The sequence below is a fragment of the Cupriavidus sp. GW823-FHT07B10 genome, from assembly GCF_058794355.1.
The window spans coordinates 29,987-47,411 of the sequence record NZ_JBXAGS010000027.1 but is presented as its reverse complement, the minus strand read 5'-3'; the positions used below and the strand labels follow the sequence as shown (position 1 = coordinate 47,411).

Here is a 17,425-nt window from a genome sequence, read left to right as displayed (position 1 = left end):
TTAAAGGCTAGTCAGTTGCCCCGTCCCTTGCTGTAAAAATGTGTAAGGGGAGGCTGTAGCACTGCTTAACACGGCAGTAACATGACATGCAATGAACGACGAATACAGCACACATTGACGGGGTTTTGACGCTGGTACGGAGTTGAGTCCGGCAGCGATGGCAGTTGGCGCGCGCTGCGGTGACGCGGGCTAATCGTCGGCTGCGAGTGGCGGCGCGATGTGCTCCAGCGGCCGCCGTTCGGCGTCGATGCCGAAGCGCAATGCCAGCAGCCCGGCGACGATCACCAGCAGCGCGCCGAAGCCGTAGCCTGCCGCCACGGCTTCGCGGCTGCCGCTTTCAATCAGCGCGCCCAGCAGCACCGGCGCGATAAAGCCGCCGGTGCCGGTGCCCACGGCGTAGAACACCGAGATCGCCAGCGCGCGCATTTCCAGCGGGAAAACTTCGCTGGCGGTCAGGTAGGCGGAGCTGGCCGCGGCCGAGGCCAGGAAGAACACCGCCGACCAGCACAGCGCCTGGCCGCGCGCATCGAGCCAGCCTTCAACGAAGGCCCAGCCGGTCAGTGCCAGCCCGATGCCGGACAGCACGTAGGTGGCGGCAATCATGCGCCGGCGCCCGATGTGGTCGAACAACGGGCCAAGCAGCAGCGGCCCCAGCGCGTTGCCCAACGCAAAGGGAAAGATATACAGCGCCACGCGCGCTTCCGGCACGGCATAGAAGCGTGTCAGCACCAGCGCATAAGTGAAGAAGATTGCGTTGTAGAAGAAGGCCTGCGCCACCATCAGCGCCAGCGTGATCATGCTGCGGCGGCGGAAGCGCCGCAACAGCAGGCGCATGACTTCGCCCACGCCCGGCGCGGCGCGCCGGCGCATCGCCACCGCGACGCAATCCGGTGCCACCGGCGGCAGCGGGCCATGGCGGGCGCGCACCTCGGCCTCGATCGCGGCGATCACGCGCTCGGCCTCTTCCAGCCGGCCATGGGTGGCAAGCCAGCGCGGGCTCTCCGGCACATGCTTGCGCACCAGCACGATGGCCACGGCCAGTACCGCGCCCAGCGCGAAGCAGACGCGCCAGCCCCAGACCGGGCCGAACACGCGCGCATCGAGCAGCACCAGGCTCAACCCGGCGCCGAGTGCCGCGCCCAGCCAGAAGCTGCCGTTGATGGCCAGGTTGACGCGCCCGCGCACGCGCGCCGGGATCAGTTCGTCGATGGCGGAATTGATGGCCGCGTATTCGCCGCCGATGCCAAGGCCGGTGAAAAAGCGGCAGGCCGCAAAGAAGGCAAAGCCGGGTGAGAAGGCGGTTGCCAGCGTCGCCACCATGTAGACCGCGAGCGTGGCCAGGAACAGCCGCTTGCGCCCGAGCCGGTCGGCCATGCGCCCGAACACCAGCGCCCCCAGCACCGCGCCGGCGATATAGAGCGAGCCCGACCAGCCGACCTGCGTCGCGGTCAGGCCCAGCGTATCGGGGCGCTCCAGCACGGCGCCGACCGAGCCCACCAGCGTGACTTCGAGGCCATCGAGGACCCAGGCGACGCCCAGCGCAATCGCCACGCGCCAGTGCCAGCGCGACCATGGCAGGCGGTCCAGCCGCCCCGGAATGTCGGTGCGGAATGCGGTGTCGACGGGAAGGCTGGCGAGGGCGGTATCGGTTGGCATTGCCAACCAGTATAGGAAACGGGTGCAAACGGGTGCCGCAGCGTTCAGCGGTACAGCACCGTGGGCAGCCAGAGGCCGATGCCGGGGAAGACGTAGAGCAGCACCAGCGCAATCAGCTGGATGCCCATGAACGGCAGCATGCCCAGGAAGATCTGGTTCAGCGTGACATGCGGCGGCGCCACGCCCTTCAGGTAGAACGCGGCCATTGCCACCGGCGGCGACAGGAAGGCGGTCTGCAGGTTCAGCGCCACCAGCAGCCCGAAGAACAGCGGGTCGATGCCGAAGTTATCCAGCAGCGGGATAAAGATCGGCATGAAGATGATGATGATCTCGGTCCATTCCAGCGGCCAGCCGAGCAGGAAGATGATCAGCTGCGCCAGGATCATGAACTGCACCGGCGACAGGTTCAGCGACAGCACCCACTGCTCGACCAGCGCCTGTCCGCCCAGCAGCGCGAACGCGGCAGAGAAGATCGACGAGCCCACGAACAGCCAGCACACCATGGCGCTGGTCTTGGCCGTCAGCAGCACCGATTCCTTGACCACGCGGAAGTTCAGCTGCCGGTACGCTGCCGCCAGCAGCGCGCCGCCGAGCGAGCCCACCGCCGCGGCTTCGGTCGGCGTGGCCAGCCCGAACACGATCGAGCCCAGCACCGCCAGGATCAGCAGCGCCAGCGGGAAGAACGACGACAGCAGCATCTTGAAGATTTCCAGCCGCGCGAAGCTGAAGCGCCAGTAGAAGTACACCAGCACCGCCGCCACGGCCGCCAGCGTGATCCAGAACCAGCGGGGTGCGGATACTGCAGCCGCCGCCGGCACTGGCGCTGGCTGCGCCCCGGCTTGCGCTGCGGTCGTCGGTGCAGGGGTGGTAGCGGCGGGAGCGGCCGGCGCTGCGGGCGCAGCGGATTCTTCCACTGGCGGCGCCTGCAGGTCGTCGAGTGATGCGCTGCTTTCCTCGGCGCCTCCCATCGACAGCGGTGCCTCCACCGCGACGCTGGCGGCGGGCGCGGTGACCACGCTGTATATCGTTCCCATCACCAATACCACGGCGATCGCCGGCAGCAGCACGATGCCCAGCTGGCGCGCGAACACTGCCGTCGGCAGGTCGGCATTGCGCGGGCCCTTGAGGGCGCGCATCAGGCCAGCACCGAGCGCAGGCAAGGCATGGGTGGCGCCGCCGGCTTCCAGCGTGCGCGCCACCGGCGGCAGCGGCACCACCCGCTCTGCTTCCGGCAGCGGCGGCGCCAGCGCAGGCTTGAGCTTGGCCAGGATCAGGATGTAGACGATATAGAGCCCGGTCAGCATCAGGCCCGGGAAGAACGCGCCCGCATAGAGCTGCACCACCGACACGCCCGCGGTGGCGCCGTAGACGATCAGCAGCACCGACGGCGGGATCAGGATGCCCAGGCAACCGCCCGCGGTGACCGCGCCGGCCGACAGCGACGTGCTGTAGCCCGCGCGCAGCATGGCGGGGAAGGCCAGCAGGCCCATCAGCGTGACCACGGCGCCGACGATACCGGTGGCGGTCGCGAAGATCGCGCAGGTCACCAGCGTGGCCACCGCGAGCGAGCCGGGAATCCACGCCAGCGCAAGGTGCAGGCTGCGGAAGAGCTTTTCGATCAGGTTGGAGCGCTCGACCAGGTAGCCCATGAACACGAACAGCGGGATCGAGATCAGCACGTCGTTGGTCATGACGGCATAGGCCCGCTGCACCATCAGGTCCAGCGTCTGCTGCACCGCGATCGTGGGGTCGGCGTGGCGGTAGGCCAGCCAGGAGAACAGCACGCCCATGCCCATCAGCGTGAACGCGGTGGGGAAGCCCAGCATGATCGCCACCACGATCAGCGCCAGCATCAACAAGCCGAGGTGTCCGTTGGTCCATTCCGCCGGCGCGGGCATGAACCAGGCCACGGCGCCGACGATCAGCACCATCAGGGAAATGCCGAACCACAGTTCCTTCCTCATCGGCCGGCTCCAGGCTGGTCGTCGCGCGGCGGCGGTGACTCGGCCAGCTCAGCGGTAGGGGTGCCTTGCACCATCTCCTTGAGCTGCTCGACATCGACTTCCTCGACATCGCCTTCGCGCGGCGGCCAGCTGCCGTTCGCCAGGCACAGGATGCAGCGGATGGTCTCGGCCACGCCCTGCAGCAAAAGCAGCGCGCCGGCCACGGGAATCACTGCCTTGAACGGATAGATCGGCGGACCGTCGGCGGCGATGGAAGAGTGTTCGTCCTGTGCCAGCGAGACCTCGAAGAAATCGATGCCCGCCCAGGCCAGCGCGATCACACCGGGGAAGAAGAAGGCCAGGTAGAGCACCAGGTCGATTGACGCCTGCATCCGCGGCGGCAGGAAGCCATAAAGGATGTCGCCGCGCACGTGGCCGCGCTTGGCCAGGGTATACGCGCCGGCCAGCATGAACATCGTGCCGTACAGCATATTGCTGGCATCGAACACCCAGGCGTGCGGCGTGCCCAGCGCATAGCGCGAGAACACCTCGTAGCTGATCATCAGCGTGAGCCCGATGATCAGCCACGCGCCGGCCTGGCCGACGAAGGTGCTGATGCGGTCGATGCCAAGCAGCAGGCGTTGCACGGTATGGCCCCCGGAGTGGCGCGGCTCAGGTGCGTTTGGAGAAGTAGTGGCTCGTTGCCAGCCGGAAATCGACGTTAGTGTCGTTCTGCCAGCGCGTGGCGCGCTCGGCGAAGGCCTTCATCGAATCATTGACCTTCTTGAACATCGGGTTTTCCTTTTCCTTGCGCGCCACGATCTCATCCCATACCTTCAACTGCGCCTGCAGCACCGAGTTGGGGGTCGCGTAGAACTTCACGCCTTGCTTCTGCAGCGCCTGGTAGTCCTTGGAATAGCGGTCGATCGCCTTGATCGACATATCCGCGGACGCCGCTTCCACCGCGTTGGCGATCAGCGCCTTGAGCTTGGCCGGCAGCGCGTCATAGCGCTTGCGGTTGAACAGGATCTCGAACTGCTCCGAGGGCTGGTGGAAGCTGCGCAGCATGCAGACCTTGGACACGTCCTGGAAGCCCAGCGCGCGGTCGGAGCTGGCGTTGTTGAACTCGGCCGCATCGAGCAGCCCGCGGTCCATCGCCGGCACGATCTCCGCGCCCGGCAGCGCGTTTACCGCGGCGCCCAGGCCGGTGAAGATGTCGATCGACAGCCCCACCGTGCGGAACTTCAGCCCCTTGAAGTCTTCCGGCTTGGTGATGGGCTTCTTGAACCAGCCCAGCGGCTGGGTCGGCATCGGGCCATACAGGAACGACACCACGTCCAGGTTGAGGCTGCGGTAGATCTCCTGCTGCAACTCCTTGCCGCCGCCGTACTTGTGCCAGGCCAGCAGCATGTTCGGGTCCATGCCCCAGGCCGGGCCCGAGCCCCACAGCGCCAGCGCCGAGTTCTTGCCATACCAGTACGCGATCACGCCATGGCCGCCGTCCAGCGTGCCCTTGCTGACCGCGTCGATCAGGTCGAAGGCCTTGACCACCGCGCCCGCGGGCAGCAGCTCGATCTTCAGGTCGCCGCCCGACATATTGTTCACCTTGGTGACGAAGTCGCCGGCGAACTCGTGGAAGATGTCCTTGGTGGGCCAGGTGCTCTGCCAGCGCATCGTGACCGGGCCTTGCGCCTTGACGATGGCCGGGAAGCCCATTGCCGCGGCGCCCGCGGCCGCACCGGCGGCCCCCCCAAGGAAGCCGCGCCGGGAAACGCCTGGCTTGGTTTCCGCTTCAGGTTTTGCTGCGCCTGCTTTCCTTGTCCTGGATGCCATGACCGCCTCCATTTGCTATGTGTGGGATTACCCGCGAGCGCCGGCCATGGGGGCCGAGACAACTCGCCACTGACGCGAACATCGGAAAAGTCGGGAAATCTGAAGCATGCCGGGCCAGTGGCCGCGCGGCAGAAGCGGGCGTGCAGGTGGCCCGTGATTCCCTTCATGGTAGGAAAGGGACAGGGAACCACAATCTAGGGATTACCCGCGCGGTGTGGGCCCGCGCACTTCGTGGCGGGGCCCGCCGATGTCGCGGATCCGGGGCTGGGCGCTCAGGTGCGGACGATGCCGACCGTGAACTCGGCCTCCAGCAGCCCCGCTGCATCGGCAGCCTGGCGCACGCGCATCTGGTTCGGGTGGGGTCCCGCGATCGGGTCCTGCGTGGTGGCGCGCGACGGCACGCCGTGCGCGCGGTAGGCCGGGTGGCTGCCCAGCACCTCGCGGTTCAGGGTATCGCTGAAGTACAGCTGGCTGGTCAGGGCTTCCGACCGCTCCAGCAGCACCTTGAAGTGGATATGGATGGCGCGTGGCGCGTACCAGCCGGGATAGATCGACGTGAACGCGGCCACGCCGTCCTGGCTGGTGGGCTGGACGCCACGCAGGAAACGCGCCTGGCGGTTGCCGCGGCCCTCGCCGCTGTAGCTGCCGTCGGCATCGCAGTGCCAGATGCTGACCAGCGCACCCGGCACTGGCGCGCAGCCGCGCCCGGCATCCACCACCCGGATGCACAGCCGCAAGGGTTGGCCAGGGCGGTCGTCGCGGATGTCGGTGCGCACCAGGGCGTCGTCGAGGTAGAAGGGGCCTTCGGTGGCGGCGGGCGTCAGCAGGCAGGCGGCGGGGGTGGCCGCTGCCGCCGCGGGCGCGATGCCGGCAGCGGCAAGCAGGCCGCCCAACTCATGCAGGAAGCGGCGGCGCGCCGCGTCGGTGGCTGCCGCGCTGTCGGCGCCAATTGCCGGGCGCACTGTCATGGTGGGCTCCGAGGTGATCCGGGTGCGCCTTGCGGCGCGTGGTGCTGCCGCGCCGGCGCCGAGACGTCAGCGTCCCATCGCCTTGAGCATCGAGTAGCCGTGGCTGGTAATGCGCGGCTCCTGCCGGCGGCCATGCAGGATCTCAAGTTGTACGAGTTGCTTTTCGACCAGTGCCTTCAGGTCGATGGGGTCGATCTGGCGGGAATCGCTGGAATCGAGAGAATCGGGGCCGTCGCTCAGCAATAGCAGCGTGGCAAATTCATGCGGGCTCAGCACGTTCGTCTCCTTGGCTAGAGGGGGGCGTTTGCTGGGAGTCTGCGCGGCGCAGCAGCGCCAAACGCGGGAAGATTGTCAGAAGCCCTGGAGACGATGCGGCACATGCCGCCCATGCGTGCTGCGCCGCGGTGAAATGCTGCGGCGCGGCATCCTGTCTCCGGCGACTAATTGGTTTGACGAGGCCGGCAGCACGCGGTTCCGTGCAACCGCTCGCGGTTACATGTGACCGGGCGTCGCACGCCGTGATCGTCATCCGCCGCTCATTATCAGCCTGTCACGATGACAATGTGATGGCCATGCCGGTACTGTGGAATTGGGCGGCAGCCTACCGCCCATTGCACCGCTTGCGCCGCATCGCGGCGTCTATCGGTCCTGCTGCTCGCGCCACGCCTCGTACAGGTCGATGCCCTCGTCGCGCGCCGGTACATAGGCCAGCGTCATCTCCCGTTGCTCCAGCGGCCTGGCCAGCTCGATATAACCGCGCTCCGCGGACAGGTCGTAGGGTTCGCCGTCTTCATTGGAGTAGGCGTAGTAGACCGCCTTCACGCCGGCCAGATACATTGCCGACAGGCACATCGAGCAGGGGTAGCCGCTGGCGTACACCGTGCAGCCGCTCAGGTCCGGCTTGCCCAGTGCCCGGCTGGCGGCGCGCACGGCCTGCATTTCGGCGTGTGCACTCGGGTCGCAGGTGGCGTCTACCTGGTTGACCGCGCGGGCCAGCACCTCGCCGTCCCTGACGACCACGGCGCCAAAGGGCCAGGTATTGCGTTCGCGCACGTTCTCCATGGCGAGGCGGATGGAATCAAGCAGATAGGCTTCTGTCGTGGACACGCGTTGTCTCCCTTGAGGCCTGGCCCGTGCAGGCGGACGATGGTTCGGGCCTCGGGACTATAGGCCAGCGTGCACGGGCATGGTGGCGTGGGTTGTTATAGGGCGTATTTGGGCCTTGCGCGTGCAGCACCGGTTATTGGCGATGGCACTGGCGTGCATTCGAATCCATAACTTCGCGCGGCGTGGCCGACATGACAGAATGCACCGGACCGCATCGACACCCCTTACACCCGACGCATCCGCACGGAGGAAAGAACATGCTGGCGGCGCGCCTGTCCATCTGCCTTGCCCTGGTCATTGCCATGCTGATATCCACCCCAGCCGCCGCCGCCGGCGGCCCGCCCGAACAACAGTTGCGCGAGGCCGCGGCCAGCGGCAACGCCGCGCAGGTCACCGCACTGCTTGGCCAGGGCGCCAGCATCGATGACCGCGATGCGCAGGGACGCACGGCGCTGCTGCTGGCCACGCACCACAACCGCGTGCAGGCGGCCAGGGTCCTGGTCGATGCCGGCGCCGACGTGAACGCGAAAGATGCCATCCACGACAGCCCCTACCTGTACGCCGGCGCGCGCGGCTACAACGAGATCCTGCGCCTGACGCTGGCACATGGCGCGGACCTGCGCAGCACCAACCGCTACGGCGGCACCGCGCTGATTCCCGCCGCCGAGCGCGGCCATGTCGAGACCGTGCGCACGCTGATCGCGGCCGGCGTGGCGGTGAACCATGTCAACAAGCTCAAGTGGACGGCCCTGCTGGAGGCCATCATCCTTGGCAACGGCGGGCAGGCCCATACCGAGATCGTGCGCCTGCTGGTCAAGGCGGGCGCCGACGTGAACCTGGCCGACGGCGACGGCGTGTCGCCGCTGCAGCATGCGCGCCAGCGCGGCTATACGCAGATCGAACAGATTCTCAGCGCCGCCGGCGCACGCTGAACCCTGCGCCGCAAGGCGGCTCGCTCTCGCCTGCCTCATATATACTGTCAGTGTGCATACAAAATGGTGAGAGCGATGTCTGCGAGAGCGAAACGCAACGCAACGAGTGGCAGTCATGAGGTGGCGGATGCCATGCCGGAAGCCGATCCGGCAAAGGAATTGCTCTGGGCCCGCCCGGGGTTCCTGGTGCGGCGCTTGCACCAGATCCACGTCGCGATGTTCTTCGAGGAGTGCAAGTCGCCCAATATCACGCCCGTGCAATATGCCATCCTGACGGTGCTGTCGGTGCTGCCGGGATTGGACCAGACTTCGCTCGGGCAGGAGGTCGGCCTGGACCGGACCACGACCGCCGACGTCGTGCGCCGGCTCGAGGAGCGCGGGCTGGTAGAGCGCCGCGACAACCCCGCCGACCGGCGCACCCGCCACGTCCACCTGACGCGGGAAGGCAAGAGCGTGGTCACGGCGCTGCGTGGCGACATGGCGCGTGCGCAGGAGCGCATGCTGGCGCCGCTGAAGCCCGCCCAGCGCGAAGTGTTCATGGACCTGCTGGCGACGCTGGTGGAAGCCAACAACCAGTACAGCCGCACCGTGCTGCGCAGCATGTGAGCCCGGCGGCGGGCGCAAGGCCCGCCGCGCCCCCAACGCGCGCTAGACCGGGTAGACCAGGTCGTTGGCGATGATGGTGGTGTCGTAGACAACCTGCCGCTCGCGCAGCAGCAGGCTGCCACCCTGGCGGCGGAAGCGGTCGTAGTAGGTCCCCGCCAGGTGGATCGTGGTGGGGCCCTCCACCAGTGTCTGCAGCAGCATGTAGTTGGCCTGTGCCACGATATCGCCGTCCGCGGTTTCGTCGCTGACCCGCGTGTTGGTCACCAGGTGCAGGTTGTAGCGCGGCGCGAACATCTGGGTATTGGCAATCGCAGCGGCGCGGTCGCGCATCATGCCCACCCCTTCGGCGTAGACCAGCCCCACCGGCAAGTTGCGCTCGGCATTCTCGCGCGCGGTGATCCGGTAGAGCGCATCCTCGGTGAAGAAGCGGGGCCATTGCTCCACCAGGCCGGCGTCGAGCACCGCGCAGTATTCCGCGTGGAAGGCCTCGATCTCCAGTCGCAGTTCAATGGCGCGCGCGGTGCCGAGGGCGCTCTCGCGATAGAGGGAATAGTTCATCGGTTTCATATTCTGGGAATCCCGTTAGCCGCCGTTCAGAACCCCATCACGCCGCGGTAGTACTGGTACATCGCACGGATGGCGGATTCGGAGATCAGGGAGTTGGAGGTGCCGACCTGGTCCGGGTCCAGCTTGAGCACATTGAGGTCGCTGCTGGAGCGGCGCACGCCTTCCTGCACGAACTTCATCGCCTCGTTGTCTTCCAGCCCCAGGAAGCCAGCGGGGCCCATCAGGTTGCCTTGGCGCAGGCGGTGCTGCGTCATCTCCTCGGTATCATCCTCGTAGCCGAACATGGTCCACAGCATCAGCATGCTGTCCGGCCCGTTGGGCACGATCTGGCGCACGCCGAGGGTGTTCATTTCGCGCTGCACGATCAGGTTCGGCCAGATCGTCTGCATCGTCACCGACCAAGGCGAATCGAACTCTTTCACATATTCCAGGAAGCGTTCGTCCTCCAGGCGCATGCCTTCATGGTATGAGCGCATCTCCTTCTTGTTCTCGTCGCTGACGGCCGCGTACTTGTCTTCCTTCTTCGCCGACGCCATGGTGCCGTGCCGCCCGTGCACGGGATCGGCGATCATGGCGCTTTCGTTGCCCGCCACCAGCAGTCCGAACACCACCAGGAAGGAGTGCAGCAACGTGGCGTGGTACGGGTCCTTGAGGTTCTCGTGGTACATCTTCCAGTTGCACGGAAGTTCGTTCTTGTAGTACCCGAGCACCTTGAGCGGCTTGCCGTTGAAGACGATGTCGAAGTCCTTGAGGATCTCCGGCGTCAGGTAGTCTTCCAGGCTTTCCATGTCCGCCGCGTACGAGGCGAAGATCACGCCGTTGCGCGTGGCCACGTTCAGCTTGACCAGGCCGTGGTCCTCGTTGCGGAAGTCCCTGGGCATGCCACCCGCGCGATTGACGCCGCGCTTGAACGGAACGCCCTGCAGGTTGCCCTTGAGGTCGTAGGACCACTGGTGATAGGGGCAGACGAATTCCTTTGCATTGCCCTGGCTGTGGCGGCAGAACTCGGCGCCGCGGTGCGCGCAGCGATTTTCGAAGACGTTGACCGAGCCGTCTTCGGCGCGCGACACCACCACCGGCGTCGCGCCGACATAGGAGCGCTTGTAGTCGCCGGCGTTGGGGATCTCCGCTTCGAGCGCGACGTAGTTCCAGGAGCGTCCGCGAAAGATCTTCTGCAGCTCGAGGTCATGCACCTCCTTGCTGGTGTAGACCCAGTCCGGGATGTAGTGCAGGCTGTCTTCGGGCCAACGGCAGTCGGCCAGGCCGGCGTCTTTCTTGCCCAGCGTGTGCTGGATCACAGCTTGTGTCTGGTACATGTGGGAGTCCTTTCAGAGTGTAGCGGGGCTGGCCGCTGCCGTAGGGAGGTCGCGCACCAGCTGTCGCAGCGGCATGGCGTCATCGCACAGCCGTGGCAGCAGGTCTTCGACGGCATGGCCGAAGAGCGCGCGCAGCGGCCGCAGGTCGCCGCCGGCATTGATGGCGATGGCGTGGCTGAGCCGGCCGTGCCGGGTGCCGAGCAGCATGAACCTGGGGCAGGGCGCGTCGCTGGCGGCGATGCCGCGCCAGGCATAGCGGGTATCGGGAGTGGCCGCGCCGAGCATCTGCACGTTGCAGCCGAACTGGTCGGTCCAGAACCACGGCATCGCCGCGGGTTCGGCCTGCACGCCCAGCATGGCGGCGGCGGCGATGCGCGCCTGCTCGTTGGCGCTTTGCCAGGATTCCAGCCGCATGTGGGCGCCGAGCCGGGGCTGGTACTGGCTGCAGCAGTCGCCCGCGGCATAGATGCCGGCCGCGCTGGTGCGGCCCTGCTGGTCGACCTGGATGCCGCCGTTGGCGGGGTCCAGCGCCAGGCCGGCGGCGGCGCCGAGCGCCACCTCGGGCGTCAGCCCGATCGCGACCACCACCAGCGGCGCCTGCAACGCCGCGCCGTCCGCAAGCCTGACCTGCACGCCATCGGCCTGCGGCACCAGGGCCGCGATGCCGCAGCCGAGCCGCAGCTCGACGCCTTGCGCAAGCACGCGCTGCGCCAGCCAGCTGCCAAGCTCAGGCGGCAGCGCGCGGCCGAGCAGCCGGTCGGCGCTTTCGATCAGCGTGACCCGGAGGCCGAGGCCGGCCGCGGTCGAGGCCGTTTCCAGGCCAAGGAAGCCGCCGCCGATCACGATCACTTCGCGCGCGCGCTGCATGGCATCGCGCAGGCGGGCGGCGTCGTCGAGCGTGCGCAGGTAGTGCACGCGGGGCGTGCCCGGGGGAAGCGTAGGCAGGACGCGCGCATTGCCGCCTGTGGCGAGCAGGCAGGCGGCGTAGCGAATGGCCTCGCCATCGGCGCAGTGCGCCACGCTGTGCGCGGGGTCCAGCGCGGTGACCGTGATGCCAAGCCGCAGCTCGATCTCCTGCCCGGCATAGAAGCCGGCGGGGTGCACGCCAATCTTGCCGTCCTGCGCGGCATCGGCGAGCACGGACTTGGACAGCGGCGGGCGTTCGTACGGTGCATGGCGTTCGCCGCCGGCCATGACGATGCGGCCGCGATGGCCGAGCCTGCGCAGTTCGGCAGCGGCCATCGCGCCTGCCTGGCCGGCGCCGACAATCAGGATGGGCGTGTCTTGTGGCATGCTCGGCTCCTTCAAAGCTCGACCCACACCCGGCTGTCTTCGAACTTGACCGGGTAGGTGCGGATGTCGCTGGTGGCAGGCGCGCACATCGCCTTGCCGGAGCGGATGTCGAAGCGGGCCTGGTGCAGCGGGCACTCGATGCAGCCGTCTTCCAGGTAGCCGTCGGACAGCAGCGCGTACTGGTGCGTGCAGACGTTGTCGGTGACGAAGTACTGGTCGTCGCTGCGATAGACGGCGAGCTGGCGGTCCCCCAGCGTGAGCGGCATTACCTCGTCGTTCCGCAGGCCGTGGGCGGCGTCGATTTCAATCCATGCCATGGCGATCTCCGTGAATTTGATTTGTCAGTATGCTGAATATATAAGATCAGTGTACTGATGTTTTATGCTCGCAGTATTCTGGTTAACCCTGGCCCGGGTTGGCCGCGCCGGATCCGGCTGGCCCCACCGCGGGCGCGCCGGCCTGCAGCGACGGGCGGGCCTGCCAGCGCGCCAGGATCTCGCCCATGATGCCGCGGCGGAACGTCAGCACGCACACCACGAAGATCAGCCCCGTCACCATGCTGACCGATTCGCCCAGCGTTTCGAACCAGCCGATGCCGGTCATGGCCGCGAGCGCATTGCCGGCGTCGCCCAGCTTGTTTTCCAGCGCCACGATCACCAGCGCGCCGACCAGCGGGCCCGACAACGTGCCCATGCCGCCGACCAGCGTCATCAGGATGACCGTGCCCGACATCATCCAGTGCACGTCGGTGAGCGTGGCAAAGCCCAGCACCAGGGTCTTGAGCGCGCCCGCCAGCCCGGCCAGCGCCGACGACAGCACGAACGCCAGCAGCTTGAAGCGGTCCGCGTCATAGCCCAGCGAGATGGCACGCGGCTCGTTCTCCTTAATCGCACGCAGGATCTGCCCGAACGGCGAGTTGACGATGCGCATGATGCCGAGGAAGGCCGCGGCGGTGATCAGCAGCACGACGTAGTACATGGTGTGGTCCGACGCCAGCGGCAGCACGCCGAACAGGTCGCCCCGCGGCACCGCCTGGAGGCCGTCTTCGCCACCGGTCGCGGGCGCCTGCAGGCAGAAGAAATAGAACATCTGCGCCAGCGCCAGCGTGATCATGGCGAAGTAAATGCCCTGCCTGCGTATTGCCAGTGCACCAAACACCAGGCCGAGCAGGGCACCGAACGCGGTGCCTGCGAGCAGGCCAAGCTCCGGCGTCAGCTGCAGGAACTTCATCGCATAGCCGCAGGCATAGGCGGCGCCGCCGAAGAAGGCCGCATGGCCGAACGACACCAGCCCGGTGTAGCCCAGCAGCAGGTTGAAGGCGCAGGCAAAGAGCGCGAAGCACAGCAGCTTCATCACCAGCACCGGGTAGGCGCCCAGCCAGGGCGCGAGCAGCAGGACCGCCAGCAGCAGTCCGTAGGCGAAGGTCGCACGCTTTCCGCTTGCCATCATTTTTCCTTTCCAAAGAGCCCGGCGGGGCGCACCAGCAGCACGCACACCATGGCGACGAAGACCACCGTCGCGGAGGCTTCGGGGTAGTAGACCTTGGTAATACCCTCGAAGACACCCAGGCCAAGTCCGGTGAAGATCGAGCCCAGGATCGACCCCATGCCGCCGATCACCACCACGGCGAAGACCGTGATGATCAGATTCTGGCCCATCAGCGGCGAGACCTGCATCACCGGCGCGGCCAGCACGCCCGCCAGCGCGGCCAGGCCCACGCCGAACGCGTAGGTCAGCGTCACCAGCAGCGGCACGTTGACGCCGAAGGCCTCGACCATGCGCGGATTCTCGGTGCCGGCGCGCAGGTAGGCGCCCAGCCGCGTCTTCTCGATCATGAACCAGGTGGCAAAGCACACCGCCAGCGACGCCAGCACCACCCATGCGCGGTAGTTGGGAAGCACCATGAAGCCCAGCTGGCTCACGCCAGACAAGCCTTCAGGCGTGGGATAGGGCAGGCCTGAGACGCCATAGATCGAGCGCAGCGCGCCTTCGATCAGCAGGCAGATGCCCAGCGTCAGCAGCAGCCCGTACAGGTGGTCGAAGCGGTAGAGGTGGCGCAGCATGGTGCGCTCCAGCACCACGCCGAGCGCCCCGGCCAGCACCGGTGCCAGCACCAGCATCAGCCAGTAGTTGAGCCCGAGATAGTTCAGGCCCATCCAGGCCAGCACCGCGCCGAGCATGAACAGCGCGCCGTGCGCAAAGTTGATCACGTTGAGCAGACCGAAGATCACGGCCAGGCCCAGGCTCAGGATCGCGTAGAACGAGCCGTTGACCAGCCCCAGCAGTAACTGGCTCAGCAGCGCGGGCAGGGGCACTCCAAACAATTCCATGAAAGTCTCCTTAAACGCCCAGCAAGGCGCTGAGCGTGGGCATCTTTCGTTCGAGCTCATCGGCGCCGAAGGCCTCGACGATGCGGCCGTGCTCCATCACGAAGAAGCGGTCCGCCAGCGGCGCGGCAAAGCGGAAGTTCTGCTCCACCATGACGATGGTGTAGCCGCGGCCGCGCAGCATGGCGATCATCTTCGCCAGCTTTTGCACGATCACGGGCGCCAGGCCTTCCGAGATCTCGTCGAGCAGCAGCACGCTGGCGCCAGTGCGCAGGATGCGGGCCACCGCCAGCATCTGCTGCTCGCCGCCCGACATGCGCGTGCCCTGGCTCTTGCGCCGCTCGTGCAGGTTGGGGAACATCTCGTAGATCTCGCCCAGCGTCATGGGCTCGCGCAGTCCGACCGCCCCCGGGGTGCAGGCGAATTGCGGCGGCAGCAGCAGGTTCTCCTCGCAGGACAGGCTGGCGAAGATGGCGCGCTCTTCCGGGCAGTAGCCCAGGCCCAGCGGTGCGATGCGGTGCGTCTTCATGCCGATGGTTTCCTGGCCGTGCACACGCACCGAACCCTTGCGCATGCCGACCAGGCCCATGATGGCGCGCAGCGTGGTGGTGCGTCCGGCGCCGTTGCGGCCGAGCAGCGTCACCACCTCGCCCGGGTTGACGGTCAGGTCCACGCCGTGAAGGATGTGCGACTCGCCATACCAGGCGTGCAGGCCGCGGAGTTCGAGGGCAGGGGAGGCCGTCCTTGTCATGATGCCTCCGCGTTCAGCGCCGCCGCGGCTGCGTGGCGGTCTTCGGGTTCGTCGGTGGTTCCCATATAGGCTTCCCTTACCTGCGGATTGCGTGAGATCTCGTCATAGGTCCCTTCTGCCAGCACCGCGCCGCGCTGCAGCACCGTGATGCGGTCCACGATGGACGACACCACGCTCATGTTGTGTTCCACCATCAGCACCGTCCGCCCCGCCGAAACGCGCTTGATCAGGGCGGTGACGGTCTCCACGTCTTCATGCCCCATGCCTTGCGTCGGTTCGTCCAGCAGCATCAGCTCCGGGTCGGTCGCGAGCGTGGTGGCGAGTTCCAGCGCGCGCTTGCGCCCGTAGGCCAGCTCCGCCGTGCCCAGGTGCGCGAAGCCGGCCAGGCCGACCGCATCCAGCAGTTCCATGGCGCGGCCGTCCAGCCGCGACAGGGAGCGCCTGCCACGCCAGAAATGCCAGGAGGTCCCGAGCCGGCGCTGCAGCGCGATGCGCACGTTCTCCAGCACCGTCAGTTGCGGAAACACCGCCGAGATCTGGAACGAGCGGATCACCCCCATGCGGGCGATCTGGGCCGGCCGCAGCGCGGTGATGTCGGTGCCGTTGAAGTGGATCGAGCCTGACGAGGGCGCATGGAACTTCGTCAGCAGGTTGAAGCAGGTGGTCTTGCCGGCGCCGTTGGGGCCGATCAGCGCGTGGATCGAGCCCCGCCGCACGGACAGGCCTGACATCGCTGACTGCGGTAAAGCCCTTGAACGCCTTGGTCAGTCCCTGCGTCTGCAGGATTACATCAGTGTCAGGCATGGCGCGCTCACTTCTTCACCAGGGGACATTCGCTGGCGGACGGCGGCCGGAAGGCTTCGTCGCCGGGGATCGTGCCGATGTACCTGACCAGGTCCCACGGGCCCTTGGACTCGGCCGGGGTCTTGGCCTGGGCCAGGTACATGTCATGCACCATGCGGCCGTCGACACGCACCTTGCCATTGCGCACGAAGGCATCGTTGACGGGCAGCGCGCGCATCTTCTCCGCCACGGCCGGGCCTTCCACGGTCTTGGCGGCTTCCACCGCCTTCAGGTAATGCAGCACGCCTGAATAGACGCCGATCTGGCCATGCGTGGGATAGGCCTTGTGGCGCTTGTAGTAGCGCTCGACGAAGTCCTTCGACTTGCCATCCAGGTCGAGCTTGAACGGGTCGACATAGGTCAGCCCTTGCGCAGCGTTCAGGCCCAGGCTCTTGATATCGGTGATGAAGGTGGAGGGCGTGATCACCGTCTGGCCCGCCTTGATCAGGCCGAACTCGCCGGCTGCCTTGACCCCGTTGATCATGTCGTTGCCGGCGTTGGCCAGCACCACCACCTTGGCCTTGGAAGCCGAGGCGGCCACCACCGGGCTGCTGAAATCGCTGGCGTTGAGCGGATGCCGGGTGGCGCCCACGTTCTTGCCGCCGCCTGCGTCCACGGCCTTGCGGAAATCTGCCTCCAGCGACTGGCCGAAGGCGTAGTCCACGGTGATGTAGTACCAGCTGTTGCGGCCCTGTTCGATCATGCGCCGCACCAGCGGGTAAGACACCGAATACGTGTCCCAGGCCCAGTGGAAGCCGGTGGGCGAGCAGTTCTGGTTGGTCAGCGCCATGGCGCCGCCGGTCGAGACGATGTCGATCTTCTGCTTCTGCCGCGCCACCTCCTGCACCGCCAGCGCGGTCGACGAGTTGGGAAAGTCGATCACCATGTCGACGCCATCGGTATCGAACCAGCGGCGCGCCAGCGACGAGGCGATATCGGCCTTGTTCTGGTGATCGGCGGAAAGCACCGTCACAGGTTTGCCGAGGGCCTTGCCGCCGAACTCTTCCACGGCCATCTGCGCGGCAAGCACGGAGCCCTTGCCGGAGAGGTCGGCATAGGAGCCGGACATGTCGGTGATGACGCCGATCTTCACGCCATTGGCGTCGGCCAGTGCGGGCGTGGCGGCGGCCAGGCCCAGCAGGGCGGAGGACGCAGCGAGGGTGCGGAGGATGCGAGAGGTGGACATCAGGGGCTCCAGGTTGTCTACGCGAAAGATTGGAATGGTTGCTGCGTCGGCAGACCGCGGCGCCATCGCTGCGCCGCGGGTAGCGCGGATAAACTCA

Annotated in this window: 17 protein-coding genes and 1 pseudogene; 2 read left to right on the top strand and 16 right to left on the bottom strand. The window is 66.9% G+C overall.

The annotated features are described in order from the left end of the window. Window positions 1-189: 189 nt before the first annotated feature. The 7 genes from AC1Q6V_RS32675 to AC1Q6V_RS32645 all read right to left on the bottom strand — a co-directional run bounded on the left by AC1Q6V_RS32675 (window position 190) and on the right by AC1Q6V_RS32645 (window position 7,507). Window positions 190-1,656 carry an MFS transporter gene (locus tag AC1Q6V_RS32675; protein WP_010814226.1) on the bottom strand — a complete coding sequence of 489 codons (1,467 nt, stop codon included), beginning with the start codon at window positions 1,654-1,656 and terminating at the stop codon, window positions 190-192. A gap of 44 nt (window positions 1,657-1,700) precedes the next feature. Then, on the bottom strand, window positions 1,701-3,620 hold the full coding sequence (locus AC1Q6V_RS32670; protein ID WP_439669786.1) for a TRAP transporter large permease: 1,920 nt from the start codon (window positions 3,618-3,620) through the stop codon (window positions 1,701-1,703). Further along, on the bottom strand, window positions 3,617-4,246 hold the full coding sequence (locus AC1Q6V_RS32665; protein ID WP_010814224.1) for a TRAP transporter small permease subunit: 630 nt from the start codon (window positions 4,244-4,246) through the stop codon (window positions 3,617-3,619). Before AC1Q6V_RS32665 ends, AC1Q6V_RS32670 begins: the two co-directional genes overlap by 4 nt. A 25-nt stretch (window positions 4,247-4,271) precedes the next feature. Beyond that, window positions 4,272-5,315 carry a TRAP transporter substrate-binding protein gene (locus tag AC1Q6V_RS32660; protein WP_010814223.1) on the bottom strand — a complete coding sequence of 348 codons (1,044 nt, stop codon included), beginning with the start codon at window positions 5,313-5,315 and terminating at the stop codon, window positions 4,272-4,274. A gap of 389 nt (window positions 5,316-5,704) precedes the next feature. Then, window positions 5,705-6,400, bottom strand: a complete 696-nt coding sequence (locus AC1Q6V_RS32655) for an intradiol ring-cleavage dioxygenase (RefSeq protein ID WP_454749136.1) — start codon at window positions 6,398-6,400, stop codon at window positions 5,705-5,707. A gap of 66 nt (window positions 6,401-6,466) precedes the next feature. After that, complete coding sequence (locus AC1Q6V_RS32650; RefSeq protein ID WP_010813516.1) at window positions 6,467-6,676, bottom strand: hypothetical protein; 210 nt, start codon at window positions 6,674-6,676, stop codon at window positions 6,467-6,469. A gap of 363 nt (window positions 6,677-7,039) precedes the next feature. Then, window positions 7,040-7,507 carry a nucleoside deaminase gene (locus AC1Q6V_RS32645; RefSeq protein ID WP_010813515.1) on the bottom strand — a complete coding sequence of 156 codons (468 nt, stop codon included), beginning with the start codon at window positions 7,505-7,507 and terminating at the stop codon, window positions 7,040-7,042. A gap of 257 nt (window positions 7,508-7,764) precedes the next feature. On the opposite strand from AC1Q6V_RS32645, the gene AC1Q6V_RS32640 reads away from it, so the two are divergent. Together AC1Q6V_RS32640 and AC1Q6V_RS32635 are read left to right on the top strand one after the other, a co-directional pair. After that, window positions 7,765-8,439: an ankyrin repeat domain-containing protein gene (locus tag AC1Q6V_RS32640; RefSeq protein WP_454749137.1), complete on the top strand. Its 675-nt coding sequence runs from the start codon at window positions 7,765-7,767 to the stop codon at window positions 8,437-8,439. 132 nt (window positions 8,440-8,571) lie between these two features. Continuing rightward, window positions 8,572-9,045: a MarR family winged helix-turn-helix transcriptional regulator gene (locus AC1Q6V_RS32635; protein WP_010813513.1), complete on the top strand. Its 474-nt coding sequence runs from the start codon at window positions 8,572-8,574 to the stop codon at window positions 9,043-9,045. 42 nt (window positions 9,046-9,087) lie between these two features. Here AC1Q6V_RS32635 and AC1Q6V_RS32630 read toward each other — a convergent pair whose 3' ends face one another. The 9 genes and pseudogenes from AC1Q6V_RS32630 to AC1Q6V_RS32590 all read right to left on the bottom strand — a co-directional run bounded on the left by AC1Q6V_RS32630 (window position 9,088) and on the right by AC1Q6V_RS32590 (window position 17,328). Next, the gene (locus AC1Q6V_RS32630; protein WP_011616805.1) at window positions 9,088-9,603 is read right to left on the bottom strand and encodes an aromatic-ring-hydroxylating dioxygenase subunit beta; all 516 of its coding nucleotides are present in this window, start codon (window positions 9,601-9,603) and stop codon (window positions 9,088-9,090) included. Window positions 9,604-9,638: 35 nt separating this feature from the next. Next, window positions 9,639-10,928 carry an aromatic ring-hydroxylating dioxygenase subunit alpha gene (locus tag AC1Q6V_RS32625; RefSeq protein WP_010813511.1) on the bottom strand — a complete coding sequence of 430 codons (1,290 nt, stop codon included), beginning with the start codon at window positions 10,926-10,928 and terminating at the stop codon, window positions 9,639-9,641. 12 nt (window positions 10,929-10,940) lie between these two features. Beyond that, window positions 10,941-12,221 carry an NAD(P)/FAD-dependent oxidoreductase gene (locus AC1Q6V_RS32620; protein WP_454749138.1) on the bottom strand — a complete coding sequence of 427 codons (1,281 nt, stop codon included), beginning with the start codon at window positions 12,219-12,221 and terminating at the stop codon, window positions 10,941-10,943. An 11-nt stretch (window positions 12,222-12,232) separates the two neighbouring features. Further along, window positions 12,233-12,538 (bottom strand): non-heme iron oxygenase ferredoxin subunit, encoded by a 306-nt coding sequence (locus AC1Q6V_RS32615; protein WP_011616807.1) that lies wholly within the window; start codon window positions 12,536-12,538, stop codon window positions 12,233-12,235. 82 nt (window positions 12,539-12,620) lie between these two features. Beyond that, the gene (locus AC1Q6V_RS32610; protein WP_011616808.1) at window positions 12,621-13,667 is read right to left on the bottom strand and encodes a branched-chain amino acid ABC transporter permease; all 1,047 of its coding nucleotides are present in this window, start codon (window positions 13,665-13,667) and stop codon (window positions 12,621-12,623) included. Beyond that, entirely contained in the window at window positions 13,667-14,551 is an 885-nt protein-coding gene (locus tag AC1Q6V_RS32605; RefSeq protein WP_010813507.1) for a branched-chain amino acid ABC transporter permease, read from the bottom strand. The genes AC1Q6V_RS32610 and AC1Q6V_RS32605 overlap by 1 nt, the downstream gene beginning before the upstream one ends. Before the next feature lie 10 nt (window positions 14,552-14,561). After that, window positions 14,562-15,299, bottom strand: a complete 738-nt coding sequence (locus AC1Q6V_RS32600) for an ABC transporter ATP-binding protein (protein WP_010813506.1) — start codon at window positions 15,297-15,299, stop codon at window positions 14,562-14,564. Then, window positions 15,296-16,103, bottom strand: a pseudogene (locus AC1Q6V_RS32595) (ABC transporter ATP-binding protein). The gene AC1Q6V_RS32600 and the pseudogene AC1Q6V_RS32595 overlap by 4 nt, the downstream one beginning before the upstream one ends. Before the next feature lie 7 nt (window positions 16,104-16,110). Beyond that, window positions 16,111-17,328, bottom strand: coding sequence for an ABC transporter substrate-binding protein (locus AC1Q6V_RS32590; RefSeq protein ID WP_439672539.1), 1,218 nt, complete (start codon window positions 17,326-17,328; stop codon window positions 16,111-16,113). Window positions 17,329-17,425: the final 97 nt, after the last annotated feature.

Coding starts and splice junctions, on each gene's coding strand:
- AC1Q6V_RS32660 (WP_010814223.1), bottom strand. CDS start 5,315: ATGGGCTTCCCGGCCATCGTCAAGGCGCAAGGCCCGGTCACGATGCGC.
- AC1Q6V_RS32615 (WP_011616807.1), bottom strand. CDS start 12,538: ATGGCATGGATTGAAATCGACGCCGCCCACGGCCTGCGGAACGACGAG.
- AC1Q6V_RS32670 (WP_439669786.1), bottom strand. CDS start 3,620: ATGAGGAAGGAACTGTGGTTCGGCATTTCCCTGATGGTGCTGATCGTC.
- AC1Q6V_RS32675 (WP_010814226.1), bottom strand. CDS start 1,656: ATGCCAACCGATACCGCCCTCGCCAGCCTTCCCGTCGACACCGCATTC.
- AC1Q6V_RS32625 (WP_010813511.1), bottom strand. CDS start 10,928: ATGTACCAGACACAAGCTGTGATCCAGCACACGCTGGGCAAGAAAGAC.
- AC1Q6V_RS32620 (WP_454749138.1), bottom strand. CDS start 12,221: ATGCCACAAGACACGCCCATCCTGATTGTCGGCGCCGGCCAGGCAGGC.
- AC1Q6V_RS32630 (WP_011616805.1), bottom strand. CDS start 9,603: ATGAACTATTCCCTCTATCGCGAGAGCGCCCTCGGCACCGCGCGCGCC.
- AC1Q6V_RS32605 (WP_010813507.1), bottom strand. CDS start 14,551: ATGGAATTGTTTGGAGTGCCCCTGCCCGCGCTGCTGAGCCAGTTACTG.
- AC1Q6V_RS32610 (WP_011616808.1), bottom strand. CDS start 13,667: ATGGCAAGCGGAAAGCGTGCGACCTTCGCCTACGGACTGCTGCTGGCG.
- AC1Q6V_RS32655 (WP_454749136.1), bottom strand. CDS start 6,400: ATGACAGTGCGCCCGGCAATTGGCGCCGACAGCGCGGCAGCCACCGAC.
- AC1Q6V_RS32600 (WP_010813506.1), bottom strand. CDS start 15,299: ATGACAAGGACGGCCTCCCCTGCCCTCGAACTCCGCGGCCTGCACGCC.
- AC1Q6V_RS32590 (WP_439672539.1), bottom strand. CDS start 17,328: ATGTCCACCTCTCGCATCCTCCGCACCCTCGCTGCGTCCTCCGCCCTG.
- AC1Q6V_RS32635 (WP_010813513.1), top strand. CDS start 8,572: ATGCCGGAAGCCGATCCGGCAAAGGAATTGCTCTGGGCCCGCCCGGGG.
- AC1Q6V_RS32640 (WP_454749137.1), top strand. CDS start 7,765: ATGCTGGCGGCGCGCCTGTCCATCTGCCTTGCCCTGGTCATTGCCATG.